Source organism: Micromonospora sp. NPDC018662 (assembly GCF_044391475.1).
In the GTDB taxonomy this organism is placed as follows: Bacteria; Actinomycetota; Actinomycetes; order Mycobacteriales; family Micromonosporaceae; genus Micromonospora.
The window spans coordinates 96,705-114,036 of the sequence record NZ_JBISAC010000007.1 but is presented as its reverse complement, the minus strand read 5'-3'; the positions used below and the strand labels follow the sequence as shown (position 1 = coordinate 114,036).

Sequence of the window (17,332 nt, the reverse complement as noted above, 5' to 3'; positions counted from 1 at the left end):
GGTCGTCCCGGGTGCTGCGGCCCCTGGCGCCGGGGGCAGCCGGGCCCCGCGAGGGGGCGGCCACCGGCCCGGTCGGCCGCCGCGAGCGGCCTACGGTACGAGGGTAGTCCGGTGAGATGAGCCACACAATGGGAATATCGAAGCCGGTCAGGGACGGTCCGTGGTCGTCGGGGAAGTGTCGGACCGCGGGCGTACCGTTGGTGGCATGGCGCTCGACATTCCCCGGCTCGACGGCCGCTTCCAGGTCGTCAGTGACTTCCAGCCGGCCGGCGACCAGCCGGCAGCCATCGACGATCTTGAGCGTCGGGTGCGGCGCGGCGACCGCAACACGGTGCTGCTGGGCGCGACCGGCACCGGCAAGAGCGCCACCACGGCGTGGCTGGTCGAGCGGCTCCAGCGGCCCACCCTGGTGCTCGCGCCCAACAAGACGCTCGCCGCCCAGCTCGCCAAGGAGTTCGGCGAGCTGCTGCCGCACAACGCGGTGGAATACTTCGTCTCCTACTACGACTACTACCAGCCCGAGGCCTACATCCCGCAGACCGACACCTACATCGAGAAGGACTCCTCGATCAACGAGGAGGTGGAGCGGCTGCGGCACTCGGCGACCATGTCGCTGCTCACCCGGCGCGACGTCATCGTGGTGGCCACCGTGTCGGCGATCTACGGTCTGGGCACGCCGGAGGAATACCTCGACCGCGCCGTGCGGGCCAAGGTGGGGCAGGAGCTCGACCGCGACCAGTTGCTGCGCCGGCTGGTCGACATTCAGTACACCCGCAACGACATGGCCTTCCAGCGCGGCACGTTCCGGGTCCGCGGCGACACGCTGGAGATCATCCCGGCGTACGAGGAACTGGCCGTCCGGATCGAGCTGTTCGGCGACGAGATCGAGAAGCTCTACTACCTCAACCCGTTGACCGGGGACGTGGTCCGTGAGGTCGACAGCCTGGTGATCTTCCCGGCCACGCACTACGCGGCCGGCCCGGAGCGGATGGAGCGGGCGATCCGCGACATCGAGGCCGAGCTGGCCGAGCGGCTGGCCGAGCTGGACCGGCAGGGCAAGCTGCTGGAGGCGCAGCGGCTGCGGATGCGCACCACCTACGACATCGAGATGATGCGTCAGGTCGGCTTCTGCTCCGGCATCGAGAACTACTCGATGCACATGGACGGCCGGCTGCCCGGCAGCCCGCCGCACTGCCTGCTCGACTACTTCCCCGACGACTTCCTCACCGTGGTCGACGAGTCGCACGTGACGATCCCGCAGATCGGCGGCATGTACGAGGGCGACGCCTCCCGCAAGCGGATGCTGATCGACCACGGCTTCCGGCTGCCCAGCGCCGCCGACAACCGGCCGCTGCGCTTCGACGAATACCTGGAGCGGGTGGGCCAGTCGGTCTTCCTCTCCGCCACCCCGGGCCCGTGGGAGCTGGAGCAGGCCCAGGGCGAGTTCGTCGAGCAGGTCATCCGGCCGACCGGCCTGGTCGATCCCGAGGTGGTGGTGAAGCCGACCAAGGGGCAGATCGACGACCTCATGCACGAGATCAAGCTGCGCACCGAGCGGGACGAGCGGGTGCTGGTCACCACGCTGACCAAGAAGATGGCCGAGGACCTCTCCGACTACCTGCTGGAGAACGGCATCCGGGTGCGTTACCTGCACTCCGAGGTGGACACGCTGCGCCGGGTCGAGCTGCTGAGCGAGCTGCGCAAGGGCGACTACGACGTGCTGGTCGGCATCAACCTGCTCCGGGAGGGCCTCGACCTGCCCGAGGTCTCCCTGGTGGCGATCCTCGACGCCGACAAGGAGGGCTTCCTGCGCAGCGGCCGGTCGCTGATCCAGACCATCGGCCGCGCGGCCCGGAACGTCTCCGGCCAGGTCCACATGTACGCCGACAAGATCACCCCGTCGATGGCGGCGGCGATCGACGAGACCGACCGGCGTCGGGCCAAGCAGATCGCCCACAACGAGGCCCACGGGATCAGCCCCGAGCCGCTGCGCAAGAAGATCTACGACATCCTCGACGACATCTACCGCGAGGCGGAGGACACCGAGGCCACCACCGTCGGCGGCGCCGCGCGGCAACTGTCCCGGGGCAAGGCGCCGGTCAAGGAGACCCGCAGCCGGGGTGGCCGGGGCGGCGCGGCGACCCCGTCCCGGGAGGGGATGGCCCGGGCCGACCTGGCCAACCTCATCCAGGAGCTCAACGACCAGATGCTGGCGGCCGCGCGGGAACTCCAATTCGAGCTGGCGGCGCGGATCCGCGACGAGGTCGCCGATCTCAAGAAGGAGTTGCGCGGGATGGACGCCGCCGGGGTGCGGTGACCGGCGCGCCGGCCGGGAGGGCGGGATGCTGACCGAGGCGGTGACCGGGCGTCCCGACGCCAGGCTGCGGCAGTGGGTGGACCGCTACCTCGGCTACCGGGAGGACGCGCCGGCTCCGCTGGTGCGCCGCGAGGTGGCCGGCGCGTTCGTGGTGCTGATCCTGGGCTGGGGTGCCCCGCTCGACGTACGCGATCCACGGGTGACCGGCCGGGGCGCGTCCGGCAACGCGTTCCTGGCCGGTCCGTTCGACGGGTGGTGCGCCACCCGCACCGACGGGGCGGGCGCCGGCGTGCAGGTGATCCTGACCGCGCCGGCGGCGCGGCGGGTGCTCGGGCTGCCGCTCGGTGAGCTGGCCAACCGGGTGGTGCCGGTCGACCGGGTCGCCGGCTGGCTGGCCGACCTGCGGGACGAGCTGGCCGGCGCGGCCGGCTGGCCGGAGCGCTTCGCCCGGCTCGACGCCGCCTTCGCCGCCCGGCTGGCCGCCACCGGCCCGGTCGACCGCCGGCTGCTGGCGGCGTGGCGGCGGCTCGACGCCAGCGGGGGAGCGGTCGGCGTCGCCGCGCTGGCCGACGAGATCGGCTGGTCCCGTCGTCACCTGGCGGTCCGGTTCCGCCAGGAGTTCGGGCTGCCGCCGAGGACGGTGGCCCGGCTGCTGCGTTTCGAGCGGGCGTACGCCAGTCTCGGCCGCACGGTGCTCATCGCGCCGGCCGCCGGCGCGGGCGGGGCGGGCTGGGCGGAGCGGGCGACCCGCTGGGGCTACTACGACCAGTCGCACCTGATCCGGGAGTTCCAGGCGTTCGCCGGCGCCACGCCGGCGGTGCTGGCCCGGCCCGGATCACATCCGTCCTATCCGGGCTGACCGGCGCGCGGCACGCTGGTGGCATGCCAAGCATCTACCCGGTTCTCCGGTATCCCGACGTCCGCGCCGCCGTCGACTTCCTCCGGTCGGCGTTCGGCCTCACGGTCCACGAACTCTACGAGGAGCCCGACGGCACGGTGCGCCACGCCGAGCTGGGTCACGGCGACGGCCTGGTCATGATCGGGGCGGGGCCCGCGCCGGTGAGCCGCCCGGCCGACGACGACTACCGCGTCTACCTGGCGGTCGACGACGTGGACGCGCATCACCGGCGGGCCCGTGAGGCCGGCGCGGAGATCGTCCGGTCGCCGTTCGACACCGACTACGGGTCCCGCGACTACGCGGCCCGTGACCTGGTCGGCGTGGTCTGGTCCTTCGGCACCTACCATCCCTGACCCGGCCGGCGTCTGTCGCTCTGCGCGAGCGAGGTATTGCCGTGTGTGATGGTCATGCGTACGCTCCCACCCTGGGAGGAGCGCATGCCGATGTCAGCAAGTCCGGTCGTCCGGCGGGTGCGGCTCGGTGTCGAGCTGCGCCGGCTGCGCCGCCGTGAGTCACTGACGCTCGAGCAGGTCTGCGCCCGGCTCGGCTGGGCGTCCACGTCGAAACTGTCCCGCATCGAGCTGGGTCAGAGCCGGCCGGACCTGGCCGACGTGCTCGACCTGCTCGACGTCTACGCGGTGCCACCGCACCAGCGGGACGATCTGATCGTCATCGCCCGCGACGCCGCCACCGGGCGCGGCTGGTCCAAGGCGCTCGGCGAGATGGGGGAGCGGCAGCGGGCGTACGCGGAGTTGGAGGCCGGCGCCGAGCGCATCGTGGAATACCAGCCGGCGTTCGTGCCCGGCCTGTTGCAGACCCCGGCGTACGCCCGGCTGCGGGTGTCGGCGGGCGCGTCGCTCGCCGACGAGGTGGACGTGGAGGCCGACGTCCGCGCCCGGGCGGTGCGCCAGGAGTTGCTGGTCCGGCCGGACCCGCCGCACTACACCGCGTTGATCGACGAGCGGGCGTGCGAGCCGGGCGGCCTGCCGGTCGAGGTGTGGCGGGAGCAGTTGCGGCACCTGCTGGCGCTGACCGAACGCTCGTACGTCACCGTCCGGGTGTTGCCGCGTGACGCCTCGTCCGGCGAGGTCCTGCACCCGTTGGCGCCGTTCTCCTACTACGCCTATCCCGACCCGGACGACCCGCGCACCGTGCTGGTGGAGACGCTCACCACCGACCTGCGGCTGGTCGCCGAGGCGGATGTGGCCCGCTACGAGCAGGTGATCGAGCGGCTGCTCGTGGCGGCGCTGCCCGAGGACGCGACGGCCGCGCTGCTGGCCCGGCGGCTCGGCTCCGCGCCGGTGCCCCGGCCGCGCGAGCCGGGCTGAGTCACCGCGCCGCGCGCCCACTGAGCTGGACAGGGGCGCCGCGCGCCCACCGGGCCCGACGCCCCCGATGCCCGTCGGGACCGGTGACCGCGCGTCACGCGCAGGCTACGCCAGGGGTACGACAGTTCAGGCCGGCACGTCGACGAAGTGCTCGACCAGCGGCGGGCCGGCGAAGTACGGGCCGATCAGCCCACGCCACCGCGCGAAGCGCTCGGTCTGCCGGAAGTGCACGTCGTGCGCCTCCACCGAGTCCCACTCGACCAGCAGCACGAACCGGGTGGGCGACTCCACCCCGCGGGTCATCCGTACCGAGCGGCAACCCTGCGCCTCGGCGAGGATCGGACGCGCCTGCGCGTAGGCGGCGGCGAAGTCGTCCTCGTGTCCGGGCGTCACGTCGATCAGCGCGACCTCAAGAACCATGCCCGAAGCCTCCCATGCCCGGCCTCCCCCGGTACGCTCCGGGGGCGCTCCGGCGGCGGGGGAGGGACATCTACATGCTCGACTGGCTCACCGGCACCGCGTTCACCGTGCTCGGCGCCGGCACCACCTGGGCCGAGCTGCTCGGCTTCGTCACCGGCGTGGTCAACGTCTGGTTGGTCGCCCGCCAGCACATCGCGAACTGGGCCGTCGGCATCGCCAACGTGCTGCTGCTGATGGTGCTGTTCTGGACCGCCGGCCTGTACGCCGACGCCGGCCTGCAAGTGGTCTACGTGGCGCTCGGGGTCTACGGCTGGTGGCACTGGCTGTTCGGTGGCGCCCGGCGCAGCCGGCTCACGGTGGCCCGCACCGGGCGGCGGGAGTGGTGGGCGCTGGGCCTGGCCGGGCTGCTGCTCACCGCCGGTCTGTGGGCGTTCCTGGACCGGGCGACCGACTCGACCGTCCCGCTGGCCGACGCGGTCACCACCGCGTTGTCGCTGCTGGCCACCTACGGCCAGACCCGCAAGCTGGTGGAGAGCTGGTGGCTGTGGATCGCCGCCGACCTGATCTACATCCCGCTCTACGCGTACAAGGGGCTGTGGCTGACCGGCGGCCTGTACCTGATCTTCCTGGCCCTCTGCGTGGTGGGGTTGCGGGCCTGGCGGGCGGACCTGCGCCGGCGCGTGGCGGCCACGCCGGTGCCGCCGGGTCCGGCGCCGGTGGCCGCGTGAGCATGGCCGGGACGGGCCCGCGACGGTTCCGGCACGGCCTGGTGGTCGGCAAGTTCTATCCCCCGCACGCCGGGCACCACGCGCTCATCGAGGCCGCCGCGGCCCGCTGCGCGGCGGTGACCGTGGTGGTGGCGCCGTCCCGGCGCGAGTCGATCCCGTTGGACCTGCGGCTGGCCTGGCTGCGCGAGGTGCACGCCGGCACCCCGTGGGTGCGGTTCGTCGGCCGGCACGACGACCACCCGGTCGACTACGCCGACCCGGCGGTGTGGGATCTGCACTGCGCGGTGTTCGCCGACGCGCTGGGCGGTGAGCGGGTGGACGCCGTCTTCTCCTCCGAGGTGTACGGCGCGGAACTGGCCCGTCGGTTCGGCGCGGTCGCGGTCGACGTGGATCCGCGGCGGCGGGCGGTGCCGGTCTCCGGCACGGCGGTGCGCGCGGACCCGGCGGCGCACTGGCGGTGGCTGAGCGCGCCGGTGCGGGCGTGGCTGGTCCGCCGCGTGGTGGTGGTCGGCGCGGAGTCCACCGGCACCACGACCATGGCGCGGGCGCTGGCGGAGCACTTCCGCACCGCCTGGGTGCCCGAGTACGGCCGCGAGCTGACCGCCCGCAAGCTGGCCGCGCTGCGCCGTTCCCGGCCGGACGCGACCGTCTTCGACGTCACCTGGGACCGGGACGACTTCGTCGAGGTGGTGCGCGAGCAGCAGGCGGCCGAGGACGCCGCGGCCCGGGTCAGCGGCCCGCTGCTGTTCTGCGACACCGACGCCCGGGCCACCGCGATCTGGGAGGAGCGCTACCTGGGTTCGTCGTCGGCCGAGGTCCGGGCCGCTGCGCGCCGCCCGGCGCTCTACCTGCTCACCGACCACGAGGGTGTGCCCTTCGCCGACGACGGCCTGCGCGACGGGGAACACCTGCGGGCATGGATGACCGGGCGGTTCCGGGCGGAACTGGCCGGGGGCGGGGTGCCGGTGGTCGAGCTGCGCGGCACGCACGAGGAGCGGCTGGCCACCGCGGTCACCGTGGTCGAGGATCTGCTCGCCGCCGGGTGGGCGTTCACCGACCCGGTGCTGCCCGCCCACTGAAGCCCTCGTCTGCACCGGACCGGAGGGTGCCGAGCACCGCCGGCACCCGGCGGTGCTGTCCGCCACCCGAGAGCTGCCTGGGCCCCGCCCAGCGAACGCTGTTTCCACCGACCCTGGGACAGAAAGGCTAGCCTCCTAGGACGCACTGCGCAACGTGAGTCGTGGCACCTGAAGACGGCAGATCGGCGCCCGGAGATGCGCTACCGGGTCGGGATGGTGAACAATGGCGGCCGAGGAGGGGAGTATTCCCCCGCGACGGAGTCGTCAGCACGGAAGAGCGCCAGCACCCCCCGGTGGCTCGACCCGGCTCCGTCGGTCGGAGCCCACCCGGGTTCCGGCGGAAGAGACCTCCGACAGTCACCACAGTCAGCGTCGACGCACCCCGGCCCCACACCCGGCGTACGGTGTGCCCGACGCTGCGTGTCTGCCGGAGGATGGATTTGAACGTGTCCGCATTGGTGTGGGCGGTAACCCTGACCGCGATGATCGCGGTCCTGCTCGCCGACCTGTTCATCATCGGCCGCCGCCCGCATGAGCCCAGCGTCCGCGAGTCCAGCCTGTGGGTCGGCTTCTACGTGGTGCTGGCACTGCTCTTCGGCGTGGTGCTCTGGTTGACGGCCGGGCCGAGCGTGGCCGGCCAGTTCTACACCGGCTGGCTCACCGAGTACAGCCTCTCGGTGGACAACCTCTTCGTCTTCGTGATCATCATGGCCCGCTTCGGGGTGCCCCGGCAGTACCAGCAGAAGGTGTTGCTCATCGGCATCCTGCTGGCGCTGGTCATGCGCGGCGGGTTCATCGCGGCCGGTGCGGCGCTGATCTCCCAGTTCTCCTGGGTGTTCTACATCTTCGGCGCGTTCCTGATCTACACCGCGGTGAACCTGGCCCGGCAGGGTGAGCCGGACGAGGACGAGTTCAGCGAGAACCTGCTGATTCGGTGGAGCCGCAAGGCGTTGCCGCTGTCCCGGGACTTCGACGGGGCGAAGATGACCACCCGGGAGAACGGGCGGCGGTTGTTCACCCCGATGCTGATCGTGATGATCGCGATCGGCACCACCGACCTCATCTTCGCGCTCGACTCGATTCCGGCGATCTTCGGCATCACCCAGGAGCCATACCTCGTGTTCACCGCGAACGTCTTCGCGCTGATGGGGTTGCGGCAGCTCTACTTCCTGCTGGGCGGCCTGCTGGACCGGCTCATCTACCTCAGCTACGGGCTGGCCGTGGTGCTCGGCTTCATCGGCGTGAAGCTGGTCCTGGAGGCGTTGGCCGACAACAACCTGCCGTTCATCAACGGCGGCGAGCACGTGGGCTGGGCGCCGCACATCCCGATCTGGCTCTCGCTGACCGTCATCCTCGGCACCCTGGCCGTGGCCACGGTGGCGAGCCTGGCCAAGTCGTCGCGGGACCGGCGCCGGGAACTGGCCGAGGCGCGCCGCTGACCGCATCGGGTGTCCGGGGCGGTCCCGCCCCGGACACCCGGGTCAGACGCGGTGCGCGCCGACCAGGGTGGCGACCCGGTCCGGGGGCAGTTCCTCCTCGACCACCCGGCGGGTCAGGTAGCAGGCGTTCAACATCCGGCGCCGGCCGCCGTGCGGCTCGGCCGTGACGATGCCGACGTGGTGGATGCGCCGGCCGGGGCGGGCGAAGAAATAGAGGTCGCCGGGGCGCTCGTCGTCCAGCGCCAGTGGCGTGGTCGCCTCGGCCTGGTCGTCCGCGTCGCGGGGCAGCGTGACGCCGTACCGCCGCCAGGCCAGGTGCACCAGCCCGGAGCAGTCGATGCCGTCGGTGGACAGGCCGCCCCAGACGTAGACCAGGTCGCGCAGCCGGTCGGCGACCGCGAGCACCTCCTTGGCCTCGGGCCGCTCTCCGGGCAGCGGCACCAGGTCGCCCTCCGGCGCCCAGAGCGGATCGGCCCGACCGGGCACCCGGACCGGCCGCCACCCGTCCACCGGCCGCCCGGCGGAGGCGAGACGGGTGCCGAGCACCACGCCGGTGAGGTCCGGGGGGCCGCCGGCGGCGGCGTGCAGCGTGGTGCGGCCGACGTCGACCACCAGCGCGCCGGCGGACGGCGCGTCGGTGGGTGTGGTGAGGTGGGCGGCGCGCAGCCAGCCCGGGTAGCCGCGGACGTCGAGCTTGGCGGCGGGTTGGCCGAGGGCGAGCACCCGGACCCAGCCGTCCGGTCGGGTCTCGGTCACCAGCACCGGCTCGCCGAGCAGGAGCTGGGTCAGGACGCAGTCGCCGACCTGCTGGTCGCGGTCCATTCCGGCGACCCAGGCGGCCACGTCGGGGGCGTCGGCGAGAGCGGGGCGGTCGATCGGACGCACCGCCTCGGGCGCGGTCCAGAGGGTCGCCACCGGGACCCGTACGACGGCCTGGTGGCCCGGTTGAGGCGCCATGTGCACCCCTCCTCCCACGCTTCTGTGGGCGACCCTATGAAAAAATCCGCCGACACTCAACTGCGGTGCTGAACCTTAGCTTCATTCACGTCGGTGATCCCGAGCCCCGGCGCGTTCGGCAGCAGCACGCTCGCGCCCTCGTACCGGAGCCCGCCGGTGACCGGCGACCAGGCGAGCCACCAGGCGGCGTCGAGGTCCGACACGGCCGTGGTGCCGTGCGCGGCGGCCAGGCTGGCGGCCGCGCCCACGCCGATCGGACCCTCCATCATGGAACCGACGATCGTGCCCATGCCGTGCGCGGCGGCCAGGTCGAGCAGCGTGCGGGCCGGTTGCAGGCCGCCGCACTTGGCCAGCTTGACGTTGACCATGTCGGCCGCCCGGCGGCGGATCACCTCGACCAGGTCCCGCACGTCGAAGACCGACTCGTCGGCGAGGATCGGCACGTCCACCCGGTCGCTGACCCAGGCCAACCCGTCCAGGTCGCGGCGGTGCACCGGCTGCTCGACCAGTTCGACGTCGAGCCCGGCGTCCGAGATGCCACGGATCACCCGGACCGCCTCGCGCGGCGTCCAGCCCTGGTTGGCGTCCAGCCGGATCCGCACGTCCGGGCCGACGGCGGCGCGCACCGAGCGGACCCGGTCCAGGTCGCCCGCGGCGTCGGTGCCCACCTTGAGCTTCAGCACGGTGAAACCCTCGGCCCGCCGCCGGCCGGCCGCCGCGGCCAGGTCGACCGCGTCGCCGGCGGCCAGCGTGACGTCCGTCGGGACGCGCAGCGCGGTGCCGCCCAGCAGCCGCACCAGGGGTACGCCGAGTCGCCGCGCGGCCAGGTCGTGCAGCGCCACGTCCACTGCCGCCTTCGCCGACTCGTTGCCCACCACGGCCCCGCGCACCTGCCCGCAGCGGGCCTGGAGGTCGTCCGCGTCGCGTCCGGTCAGCAGCGGCGCGAGCAGTTCGCGGACGCACGCCTCGGCGCCGCCGATCGACGCGCCGGTGACCTGCCAGACCTGCGGGGCCTCGCCGAACCCGGACCGGCCGTCGGTGTCGATCACCTCGACGACCAGGGTCTCCGTGGTGGTGGTGCTGCGCAGCGCGGTGACGAACGGGGTGTGTAAGGGGGCCGAGAGCCGGTGGGTGCGTACCGCCGCGATCGTCATGTGGGGCACCCTATAGGCACTGGCGGCGAGCAGGGGAGGGCCGATGACCGGGCGGGACTGGGAGCTGGTGGGCGCGCCGAACGCCCGCGACCTGGGCGGGTTGCCGACGACCGACGGGCGGCGGGTCCGCGCCGGGCGGCTCGTCCGCACCGCGGCGCTGGGCCGGCTGACCGACGAGGACCTGCCGGTGCTGGGCAAGCTCGGCGTGGCCTGCGTGGTGGACCTGCGCGCCGCGCAGGAGCAGGAGGTGGCCCCACCGGACCGGCTGGTGGGCGAACCCCGCGTGGTGCACCTGCCGGTGTACGACGCGGCCCACCCGGTGTTCACGTACGTCTCGGCCGTGTTGCAGGGGCACGACCTGGACGCGTACGCGGAGCTGGCCCGCGAGGGCATGCCGGGGGCGATGACGGCGATCTACCGCTGGTTCGTCACCGGGGAACCGGCGCGGGCGGGGTTCGGCGCGGCGGTGCGGCTGGCCGCCGACGGCGCGCACCTGCCGTTGCTGTTCCACTGCTCCGCCGGCAAGGACCGCACCGGGTGGCTGTCGGTGGTGCTGCTGACCGCGCTGGGCGTCGAGGAGCCGGCGATCCGGGCCGACTACCTGCGGCACAACGAGTTGACCGAGAGCCTGCGCGAGGTGCTGCTGGCGGCGATGACGCGGCGTCGGCCGGACCTCGACCCGGCGGCGGCCCGGCCGCTGCTGGAGGTGCGCCCGGAGTACCTGGACGCCGCGTACGACGAGGTGCGCCGGGTGCACGGCTCGTTCGAGGCGTACCTGCGCGACGGTCTGGGCGTGACCGACGAGCTGCGCGCCGCGTTGCGGGAGCGGTTGCTGGCGTAGCGGCTCAGCCGGCCAGCTCGTGCCGGGCGTCCCACACCCGCGCGCTGACGTGCGCGATCAGCCGGCAGGCGTCGTCCTCGACCTGCTCGCCGTCCGCGCCGCCGTCGGCCAGGTCGGTGGTCGTGCACACCACGACGGCGTACGGCGGCGCGTCGTCCGGGAAGACCACGCCGGCGCCGTGGCGGACGCCGCGTACCCAGCCGTTCTTGTGCGCGATGCGGGTGCCGTCGGGCAGCCCGGCGGCCAGGTCCTCGCGGTGCTCCTGGGCGACGAGCACGTCGAGCATGGCCGCGCAGCCGGCCGGCGAGGCGAGCGGACCGGGCCGGCTCGCGCCCAGTGCCAGCTCGCCGAGGAGGGCGGCCAGGTCGGCGGCGGTGACCAGGTTGTCGATGCCGGCGTCGCGGGCGGCGAAGTCCTCGATGCCGCGGCCGGTGACGCTGTGCCGCGCGCCGGCCAGCGTCCACGCCTCCGCCACGGCGGGCAGCCCGACCTGGCCGATGCAGAGGTTGGTGGCCAGGTTGCTGGACCGGATGATCATCCGCTCGGCGAGCCAGCGCAGCGGAGCGCTGCCGCCGACGGCGTCCCAGACCGCCTCGTCGTTGTCGTAGTCGCGGTTGTTGGCGAACCGGGGCGCGTCGGGCCGCGCGGAGTCGAACGAGTTGCGCACCGGCACCGGCGCGTCCAGGTCGAGCCGGCCGGCCTCAGCGGCCCGGTGCAGCGCCACCAGCACGGCGACCTTCATGGTGCTCGCCGCGTAGTGGGTGGCGTCGGCCCGCCGCGTCCAGGTGGGTCGGGCACCGGGACGCCCGACGTACGCGGAGACGGTGCCGGGCACCCGGTCCAGGTGCATGTCGAGTTCGTCCCAGATCATGGGCCGACCGTAGCGGAACCGCCCGGCGCGCGGGGCTGCGGTGCGGCCGGTACGGCGTTAACGTGCGGGGATGGCGACCGCCTTGTACGACGACATCGCGGACTGGTACGAGGAGTACGCCAGCGACACCTCCGGCCCGTACATGGATCGGGTCCGGTCGGTGCTGGCGGAGTTGCTGGGTGCGGGCCCCGGGCGGTGCCTGGACCTGTGCTGCGGCACCGGCGCGCACGCCGCCGAGCTGGCCCGGCTGGGCTGGACGCCGGTGGGCGTGGACCTGTCGGCCGGGCAGCTCCGCCACGCCCGGGCCCGGCTGCCGGTGGCCCGCGCCGACGCGACCGCGCTGCCGTTGGCCGACGGCGCGGTGCCGGCCGCGGTCTGCGTGCTGGCGCACACCGACATGCCGGACTATCCGGCGGCGCTCGCGGAAATGGCCCGGGTGCTGGCGCCGGGCGGCCGGCTGGTGCACGTCGGCGTGCATCCGTGCTTCGTCGGCGCGTTCGCCGACCGGTCCGAGCCGGAGCGCATCGTGATCGACGGCGGCTACGCCGAGCGGGAGCGCACGGTCCGCTCGTGGAACGCCGCCGGGGTGCGGGCCCGGGTGGGGGCCTGGCACCTGCCGCTGGCCGACCTGCTCACCGCCGGCACGGCCACCGGCTTGGTGCTCGACCGGGTGGTCGAGTCCGGCTCCGGCCCGGTCCCCGACGTCCTGGCCTTCGCCGCCACCAAGCCCGCCTGACCCCCACCCCCACCCCCCACCGGGCTCGCTGATGCACGGAAAGAGTGGCCATTCCCCGGGGAGTGGCCACTCTTTCCGTGAAAGTGCGGTACGCGGAGCGGGTGGGTCAGCCGGCGTGCTTGCGGCGGGCCGCTGCCCGGCCGCGCTGCTGCTGGTCGAGGACCACCTTGCGGATGCGCACCGAGGTCGGGGTGACCTCGACGCACTCGTCCTCGCGGCAGAACTCGAGCGCCTGCTCCAGCGACAGCTTGCGCGGCGGGATCAGCTTCTCGGTCTCGTCGGAGGTCGACGCCCGCATGTTGGTGAGCTTCTTCTCCTTGGTGATGTTGACGTCCATGTCGTCGGAGCGGGAGTTCTCCCCGACGATCATGCCCTCGTACACCTCGGTGGTCGGCTCGACGAAGAGCTGGCCGCGCTCCTGAAGGTTGATCATGGCGAACGAGGTGACCGCGCCCGCCCGGTCGGCCACCAGCGAACCGTTGTTGCGGGTACGCAGCTCGCCGAACCACGGCTCGTACGACTCGAAGACGTGGTGCAGGATGCCGGTGCCCCGGGTGTCGGTGAGGAACTCGGTGCGGAAGCCGATCAGGCCGCGCGCCGGGACCAGCCACTCCATCCGGATCCAGCCGGTGCCGTGGTTGACCAGCTGCTCCATCCGGCCCTTGCGGGTCGCGAGGAGCTGGGTGATCGCGCCGAGGTATTCCTCGGGGGCGTCGATGGTGAGCCGCTCGACCGGCTCGCAGGTCTTGCCGTCGATCTCCTTGGTGACCACCTGCGGCTTGCCGACGGTCAGCTCGTAGGACTCGCGGCGCATCTGCTCGACCAGGATCGCCAGGGCCAGCTCGCCACGGCCCTGCACCTCCCAGGCGTCCGGCCGCTCGGTGGGCAGCACCCGCAGCGACACGTTGCCGATCAGCTCCTTGTCGAGCCGGTCCTTGACCATCCGGGCGGTGACCTTGGCGCCCTTGACCCGACCGACCAGCGGCGAGGTGTTGGTGCCGATGGTCATCGAGATGGCCGGCTCGTCCACCGTGATCAGCGGCAGCGGGATCGGGTTCTCGGCGTCGGCCAGCGTCTCGCCGATCATGATCTCCGGGATGCCGGCGACCGCGATGATGTCGCCCGGCCCGGCGGACTCCGCCGGCTTGCGCTCCAGACCCTCGGTCATCAGCAGCTCGGAGATGCGCACCCGCTGGGTGCTGCCGTCGGTGCGGCACCAGGCCACGGTCTGGCCCTTGCTGATCGTGCCCTGGCGGACCCGGCACAGGGCGAGCCGGCCCAGGAACGGCGAGGCGTCGAGGTTGGTGACGTGCGCCTGGAGTGGCGCGCCCTCGTCGAACGCGGGGGCCGGGATGGTGTCCAGCAGGGTGCGGAACAGCGGCTCCAGGCTGGTGCTGTCGTCCGGGATCGCGCCGTCGGCCGGCTGGGTCAGCGAGGCGATGCCGTCGCGGGCGCAGGCGTAGACGATCGGGAAGTCGATCTGCTCCTCGTCGGCGTCCAGGTCGAGGAAGAGCTCGTAGGTGTCGTCCACGACCTCCTTGATCCGGGCGTCCGGGCGGTCCACCTTGTTGATCACCAGGATGATCGGCAGCCGGGCGCGCAGCGCCTTGCGGAGCACGAACCGGGTCTGCGGCAGGGGGCCCTCGCTGGCGTCGACCAGCAAGACGACGCCGTCGACCATGGTCAGGCCGCGCTCGACCTCACCACCGAAGTCGGCGTGGCCGGGGGTGTCGATGATGTTGATGGTGACCGGGTCGCCGTCCGCCGGCAGGTATCGCACGCCGGTGTTCTTGGCGAGGATGGTGATGCCCTTCTCCCGCTCGAGGTCCATCGAGTCCATGACCCGCTCGGTGTCCTCGCCGCGGGCGCCGTAGGCGCCGGCCTGCCGCAACATGGCGTCGACCAGGGTCGTCTTGCCGTGGTCGACGTGGGCGATGATGGCGACGTTGCGGAGGTCGGTGCGAAGCTGCATACCCTCCATACTCCTGTCTGCGGTTGCCGGGGCACGCCTCGGGGTCACCCCGAGATGGCCCGGATCTGTGTGGAAAGTGCTGGGCCGACCGTTCCTGCCACTGGCATGCTGGCTCCCGTGCGGGGTGCCGAATGCCTGATCTGCTGAACTGGCTGCAAGGGCTGCCGCCCCTGCTCATCTACCTGGTCGCCGCGCTGATCGTCGCGGGGGAGACCGCGGTGATCTTCGGGCTGCTGGTGCCGGGCGAGGCGACCCTGCTGCTGGTCGGCTTCCTAGCGTACGCGGGGACGCTACGGCTCGCCCCCGCGCTGGCGGCGATGACGGCCGCCGCCGTGATCGGAGACACACTCGCCTACCGCGCCGGGCGGCGTCACGGGCCGCGGTTGCGTGCCTCCGGGCTCGGTGCCCGGATCGGGCCGCACCGGTGGCGGCGTGCCGAGGAATTGTCGGACCGGCTGGGCGGGCGCGGCATGATGGCCGCCCGCTGGGTAGCGTTCGCCCGCACGCTGGCGCCCCGGCTGGCCGGCGGCGCCGGGATGTCGTACCGGCGGTTCGCACCGTGGAACCTGGCCGGGGTGGTGAGCTGGGTCGGCGCCTCGGTGCTGGCCGGTTATCTGGCCGGCGAGTCCTACCAGCGGGTGTCGGATCTGCTCGGTCGTGCCACCGGCGCGGTCCTGGTGCTGCTGCTGTGCCTGCTCGGCGTGGTGCTGGCCGGCCGCTGGCTCGGGCGTAACCCGGATCCGGCCCGGGCGCTGGCGGCCCGCGCCGCCGCGCTGCCGCCGCTGCGCTGGTTCCGGTCCCGGTACGGGGTGTTGTTCTTCCTGCTCGGCATGCGCGTCGGCCCGGTCGGCGCGCTGCTGGTCAACCTGGCGTGCGGGTTGGCGCTGCTGTTCGCCGCCGGGCTGGCGGTGGCCGCCCTGCTGGACGCGGTGGTCCGGCACAGCGGGCTCGGGGTGCTCGACGGGCTGGTCGGCGACTGGTTCGCCGCCCGGCGTACCCCGGGGGTGGCGGACGCGGCCCTGGCCGTCGTGTCGGTGCTGCGCGGCTGGGTGCTGATCACCGCGGTGGCAGTGGTGGCGGCGGTGGTGGCCCGGCGGCACCGGCCCTGGCGGGCGGACCTGCTCGGGCTGGTCGGCACGGTCGGGGCGGCGGTGCCGCTGGTGGTGCTGGTGGGGGTGGTCGACCTCACCGGTCCGGGCGTCCCGGACCGGGTCCGTGACCTGTTCCCGGGTCAGAACGCGGTGGTGACGGCGAGTTTCGGCACGCTGGCGTGGCTGCTGTCGCGCGGGGCGCGCTGGCCGGTCGGGGTGGCGGTCTGGACGGCCGCCTCGGTCGGCGTGGTCGCGGTCGCCGGCGCGCGGCTCTACCTGGGCTGGAGCACGGCCAGCGGCACCGCCTCGTCGGTGCTGCTGGGCGCCGCCTGGACCGCCGTGTTCGTGATCGCCTGGTCGACCCGGAACCGGGCTACGAGCGGCAACGGTCGGCCGGGCGCCGCGGACCCCGGCCCGCCCGGCCCGACGGGCGCGGGAGCCGGCCCGTCCATCCCGGCGGACCCGGCCGGACCGGACCCGGCGGAGCGACCGCCCCGGCCGCGGGCCCGCCGGCCGTGGTCGCGGGGGCCCCGGACCCCCGTCGATCCCTGCTAGGGTGCGCCGGACGGGGACCACGGGGAGGTTCGATGCGGCGAGGAGTCGGCCGGTGGGCCGCGGCTGCGGTGGTGGCACTGCTGGCGGCGGGCACGGTGACCGGATGCGGCGGCGAGGAACCGCCGGTTCGTGAGGTGGCGGCGGAGCTGCCCACGGCGGCGGCGCCGGCCGAGGAGCCGGCGGAGGCGCCGGCCGACGCGCCGAGTGAGGCGCCGCCGGCGGTCGCGGCGATGGGCGGCAAGCCCAGCCCCAGCGCGAAGGCGAGCGCGAAGCCACGCCCGAAGCCGTCCCGCACGTCCACCGCGCCGTTGGCCCGGCCGAAGCCGCCGACCGAGACCCGGGTGCCGCCGCCCCCGCCGAAGCCGGCGCCCAGCGGCTGCAAGCCGACCCACCGGGGCACCAAGGCGACGCAGAGCCAGGTGAAGGCGGCGCTGGCCGACGCCGCGGCCCGCACCTACTGGCCCACGTCCGCGCCGGACATCCGGATCCCGTCGACGCTGATGAAGGCGACCGCCTGGCAGGAGAGCGGCTGGCAGTCGACGATCGTCGCCTGCGACGGCGGCGTCGGGCTGATGCAGGTCATGCCGGCCACCGCGGAGTGGATGAACCAGCGGTTCGAGCAGTCGTACGACATCGACGACTACCGGGACAACGCCTACCTGGGCGGCACCTACCTGGCCTGGCTGACGAAGTACATCGGCGACATGTACTTCGAGTCGGACTACCGGCTGGACGCCTCGCTGTGCACCGCCGAGCTGGATTCCTGCCTGCTCAACGCCGTGATCTCGGCGTACAACTACGGGCACGCCGCGGTGGCCCGGGAGGGGAGGCCGCTGGCGATCCCCAACCCGCAGTACGTCTACAACGTCCGCGACCTGATGACCAGCTGCGAGTGTCTCGGCTTCTGAGCGGCCCGCCCCGGCCGGGCGCCGGCGTGCTGCCGACG

16 protein-coding genes are annotated in these 17,332 nt (G+C 73.5%); 11 read left to right on the top strand and 5 right to left on the bottom strand.

The window, feature by feature from the left end:
• The first annotated feature begins 205 nt into the window (after positions 1-205).
• The 4 genes from uvrB (at position 206) to ACH495_RS20555 (ending at position 4,543) form a co-directional block, all read left to right on the top strand.
• Entirely contained in the window at positions 206-2,317 is a 2,112-nt protein-coding gene (uvrB, locus tag ACH495_RS20570; RefSeq protein WP_396859336.1) for an excinuclease ABC subunit UvrB, read from the top strand.
• Between the two features lie 25 nt (positions 2,318-2,342).
• A complete protein-coding gene (locus ACH495_RS20565; protein ID WP_396859335.1) occupies positions 2,343-3,176 on the top strand; it encodes a helix-turn-helix domain-containing protein in 834 nt (277 codons plus the stop codon).
• Between the two features lie 23 nt (positions 3,177-3,199).
• The gene (locus ACH495_RS20560) at positions 3,200-3,568 is read left to right on the top strand and encodes a VOC family protein (protein WP_396859334.1); all 369 of its coding nucleotides are present in this window, start codon (positions 3,200-3,202) and stop codon (positions 3,566-3,568) included.
• A gap of 84 nt (positions 3,569-3,652) precedes the next feature.
• Positions 3,653-4,543 carry a DUF5753 domain-containing protein gene (locus ACH495_RS20555; protein WP_396859333.1) on the top strand — a complete coding sequence of 297 codons (891 nt, stop codon included), beginning with the start codon at positions 3,653-3,655 and terminating at the stop codon, positions 4,541-4,543.
• A 126-nt stretch (positions 4,544-4,669) separates the two neighbouring features.
• On the opposite strand, the gene ACH495_RS20550 is transcribed toward ACH495_RS20555, so the two are convergent.
• Positions 4,670-4,963 (bottom strand): antibiotic biosynthesis monooxygenase family protein, encoded by a 294-nt coding sequence (locus ACH495_RS20550; RefSeq protein WP_396859332.1) that lies wholly within the window; start codon positions 4,961-4,963, stop codon positions 4,670-4,672.
• Between the two features lie 74 nt (positions 4,964-5,037).
• Here ACH495_RS20550 and pnuC point away from each other — a divergent pair, with 74 nt between their 5' ends.
• The 3 genes from pnuC (at position 5,038) to ACH495_RS20535 (ending at position 8,209) form a co-directional block, all read left to right on the top strand.
• Positions 5,038-5,691, top strand: coding sequence for a nicotinamide riboside transporter PnuC (gene pnuC, locus ACH495_RS20545; protein WP_396859331.1), 654 nt, complete (start codon positions 5,038-5,040; stop codon positions 5,689-5,691).
• A 2-nt stretch (positions 5,692-5,693) separates the two neighbouring features.
• Positions 5,694-6,770, top strand: a complete 1,077-nt coding sequence (locus ACH495_RS20540) for an AAA family ATPase (protein WP_396859554.1) — start codon at positions 5,694-5,696, stop codon at positions 6,768-6,770.
• Between the two features lie 440 nt (positions 6,771-7,210).
• Positions 7,211-8,209 (top strand): TerC family protein, encoded by a 999-nt coding sequence (locus tag ACH495_RS20535; protein ID WP_396859330.1) that lies wholly within the window; start codon positions 7,211-7,213, stop codon positions 8,207-8,209.
• 42 nt (positions 8,210-8,251) lie between these two features.
• On the opposite strand, the gene ACH495_RS20530 is transcribed toward ACH495_RS20535, so the two are convergent.
• Both ACH495_RS20530 and ACH495_RS20525 read right to left on the bottom strand, forming a co-directional pair.
• Complete coding sequence (locus ACH495_RS20530) at positions 8,252-9,166, bottom strand: NlpC/P60 family protein (RefSeq protein ID WP_396859329.1); 915 nt, start codon at positions 9,164-9,166, stop codon at positions 8,252-8,254.
• A gap of 56 nt (positions 9,167-9,222) precedes the next feature.
• Positions 9,223-10,320, bottom strand: a complete 1,098-nt coding sequence (locus ACH495_RS20525; protein ID WP_396859328.1) for a mandelate racemase/muconate lactonizing enzyme family protein — start codon at positions 10,318-10,320, stop codon at positions 9,223-9,225.
• 43 nt (positions 10,321-10,363) lie between these two features.
• On the opposite strand from ACH495_RS20525, the gene ACH495_RS20520 reads away from it, so the two are divergent.
• Positions 10,364-11,161, top strand: coding sequence for a tyrosine-protein phosphatase (locus tag ACH495_RS20520; protein ID WP_396859327.1), 798 nt, complete (start codon positions 10,364-10,366; stop codon positions 11,159-11,161).
• Positions 11,162-11,165: 4 nt separating this feature from the next.
• Here ACH495_RS20520 and ACH495_RS20515 read toward each other — a convergent pair whose 3' ends face one another.
• Complete coding sequence (locus ACH495_RS20515) at positions 11,166-12,032, bottom strand: serine hydrolase (RefSeq protein WP_396859326.1); 867 nt, start codon at positions 12,030-12,032, stop codon at positions 11,166-11,168.
• Positions 12,033-12,102: 70 nt separating this feature from the next.
• Between ACH495_RS20515 and ACH495_RS20510 the strand changes: the two genes are divergently transcribed.
• On the top strand, positions 12,103-12,768 hold the full coding sequence (locus ACH495_RS20510) for a class I SAM-dependent methyltransferase (protein ID WP_396859325.1): 666 nt from the start codon (positions 12,103-12,105) through the stop codon (positions 12,766-12,768).
• A 106-nt stretch (positions 12,769-12,874) separates the two neighbouring features.
• Here ACH495_RS20510 and typA read toward each other — a convergent pair whose 3' ends face one another.
• Positions 12,875-14,740, bottom strand: a complete 1,866-nt coding sequence (gene typA, locus ACH495_RS20505) for a translational GTPase TypA (protein WP_396859324.1) — start codon at positions 14,738-14,740, stop codon at positions 12,875-12,877.
• A 131-nt stretch (positions 14,741-14,871) separates the two neighbouring features.
• On the opposite strand from typA, the gene ACH495_RS20500 reads away from it, so the two are divergent.
• Both ACH495_RS20500 and ACH495_RS20495 read left to right on the top strand, forming a co-directional pair.
• Positions 14,872-16,386, top strand: coding sequence for a DedA family protein (locus ACH495_RS20500; protein ID WP_396859323.1), 1,515 nt, complete (start codon positions 14,872-14,874; stop codon positions 16,384-16,386).
• Positions 16,387-16,418: 32 nt separating this feature from the next.
• Positions 16,419-17,294, top strand: a complete 876-nt coding sequence (locus ACH495_RS20495) for a transglycosylase SLT domain-containing protein (protein WP_396859322.1) — start codon at positions 16,419-16,421, stop codon at positions 17,292-17,294.
• Positions 17,295-17,332: the final 38 nt, after the last annotated feature.

Coding starts and splice junctions, on each gene's coding strand:
- ACH495_RS20495 (WP_396859322.1), top strand. CDS start 16,419: ATGCGGCGAGGAGTCGGCCGGTGGGCCGCGGCTGCGGTGGTGGCACTG.
- ACH495_RS20550 (WP_396859332.1), bottom strand. CDS start 4,963: ATGGTTCTTGAGGTCGCGCTGATCGACGTGACGCCCGGACACGAGGAC.
- ACH495_RS20515 (WP_396859326.1), bottom strand. CDS start 12,032: ATGATCTGGGACGAACTCGACATGCACCTGGACCGGGTGCCCGGCACC.
- ACH495_RS20555 (WP_396859333.1), top strand. CDS start 3,653: ATGCCGATGTCAGCAAGTCCGGTCGTCCGGCGGGTGCGGCTCGGTGTC.
- pnuC (WP_396859331.1), top strand. CDS start 5,038: ATGCTCGACTGGCTCACCGGCACCGCGTTCACCGTGCTCGGCGCCGGC.
- ACH495_RS20500 (WP_396859323.1), top strand. CDS start 14,872: ATGCCTGATCTGCTGAACTGGCTGCAAGGGCTGCCGCCCCTGCTCATC.
- ACH495_RS20560 (WP_396859334.1), top strand. CDS start 3,200: ATGCCAAGCATCTACCCGGTTCTCCGGTATCCCGACGTCCGCGCCGCC.
- uvrB (WP_396859336.1), top strand. CDS start 206: ATGGCGCTCGACATTCCCCGGCTCGACGGCCGCTTCCAGGTCGTCAGT.
- ACH495_RS20540 (WP_396859554.1), top strand. CDS start 5,694: ATGGCCGGGACGGGCCCGCGACGGTTCCGGCACGGCCTGGTGGTCGGC.
- ACH495_RS20510 (WP_396859325.1), top strand. CDS start 12,103: ATGGCGACCGCCTTGTACGACGACATCGCGGACTGGTACGAGGAGTAC.
- ACH495_RS20565 (WP_396859335.1), top strand. CDS start 2,343: ATGCTGACCGAGGCGGTGACCGGGCGTCCCGACGCCAGGCTGCGGCAG.
- ACH495_RS20525 (WP_396859328.1), bottom strand. CDS start 10,320: ATGACGATCGCGGCGGTACGCACCCACCGGCTCTCGGCCCCCTTACAC.
- ACH495_RS20530 (WP_396859329.1), bottom strand. CDS start 9,166: ATGGCGCCTCAACCGGGCCACCAGGCCGTCGTACGGGTCCCGGTGGCG.
- typA (WP_396859324.1), bottom strand. CDS start 14,740: ATGCAGCTTCGCACCGACCTCCGCAACGTCGCCATCATCGCCCACGTC.
- ACH495_RS20520 (WP_396859327.1), top strand. CDS start 10,364: ATGACCGGGCGGGACTGGGAGCTGGTGGGCGCGCCGAACGCCCGCGAC.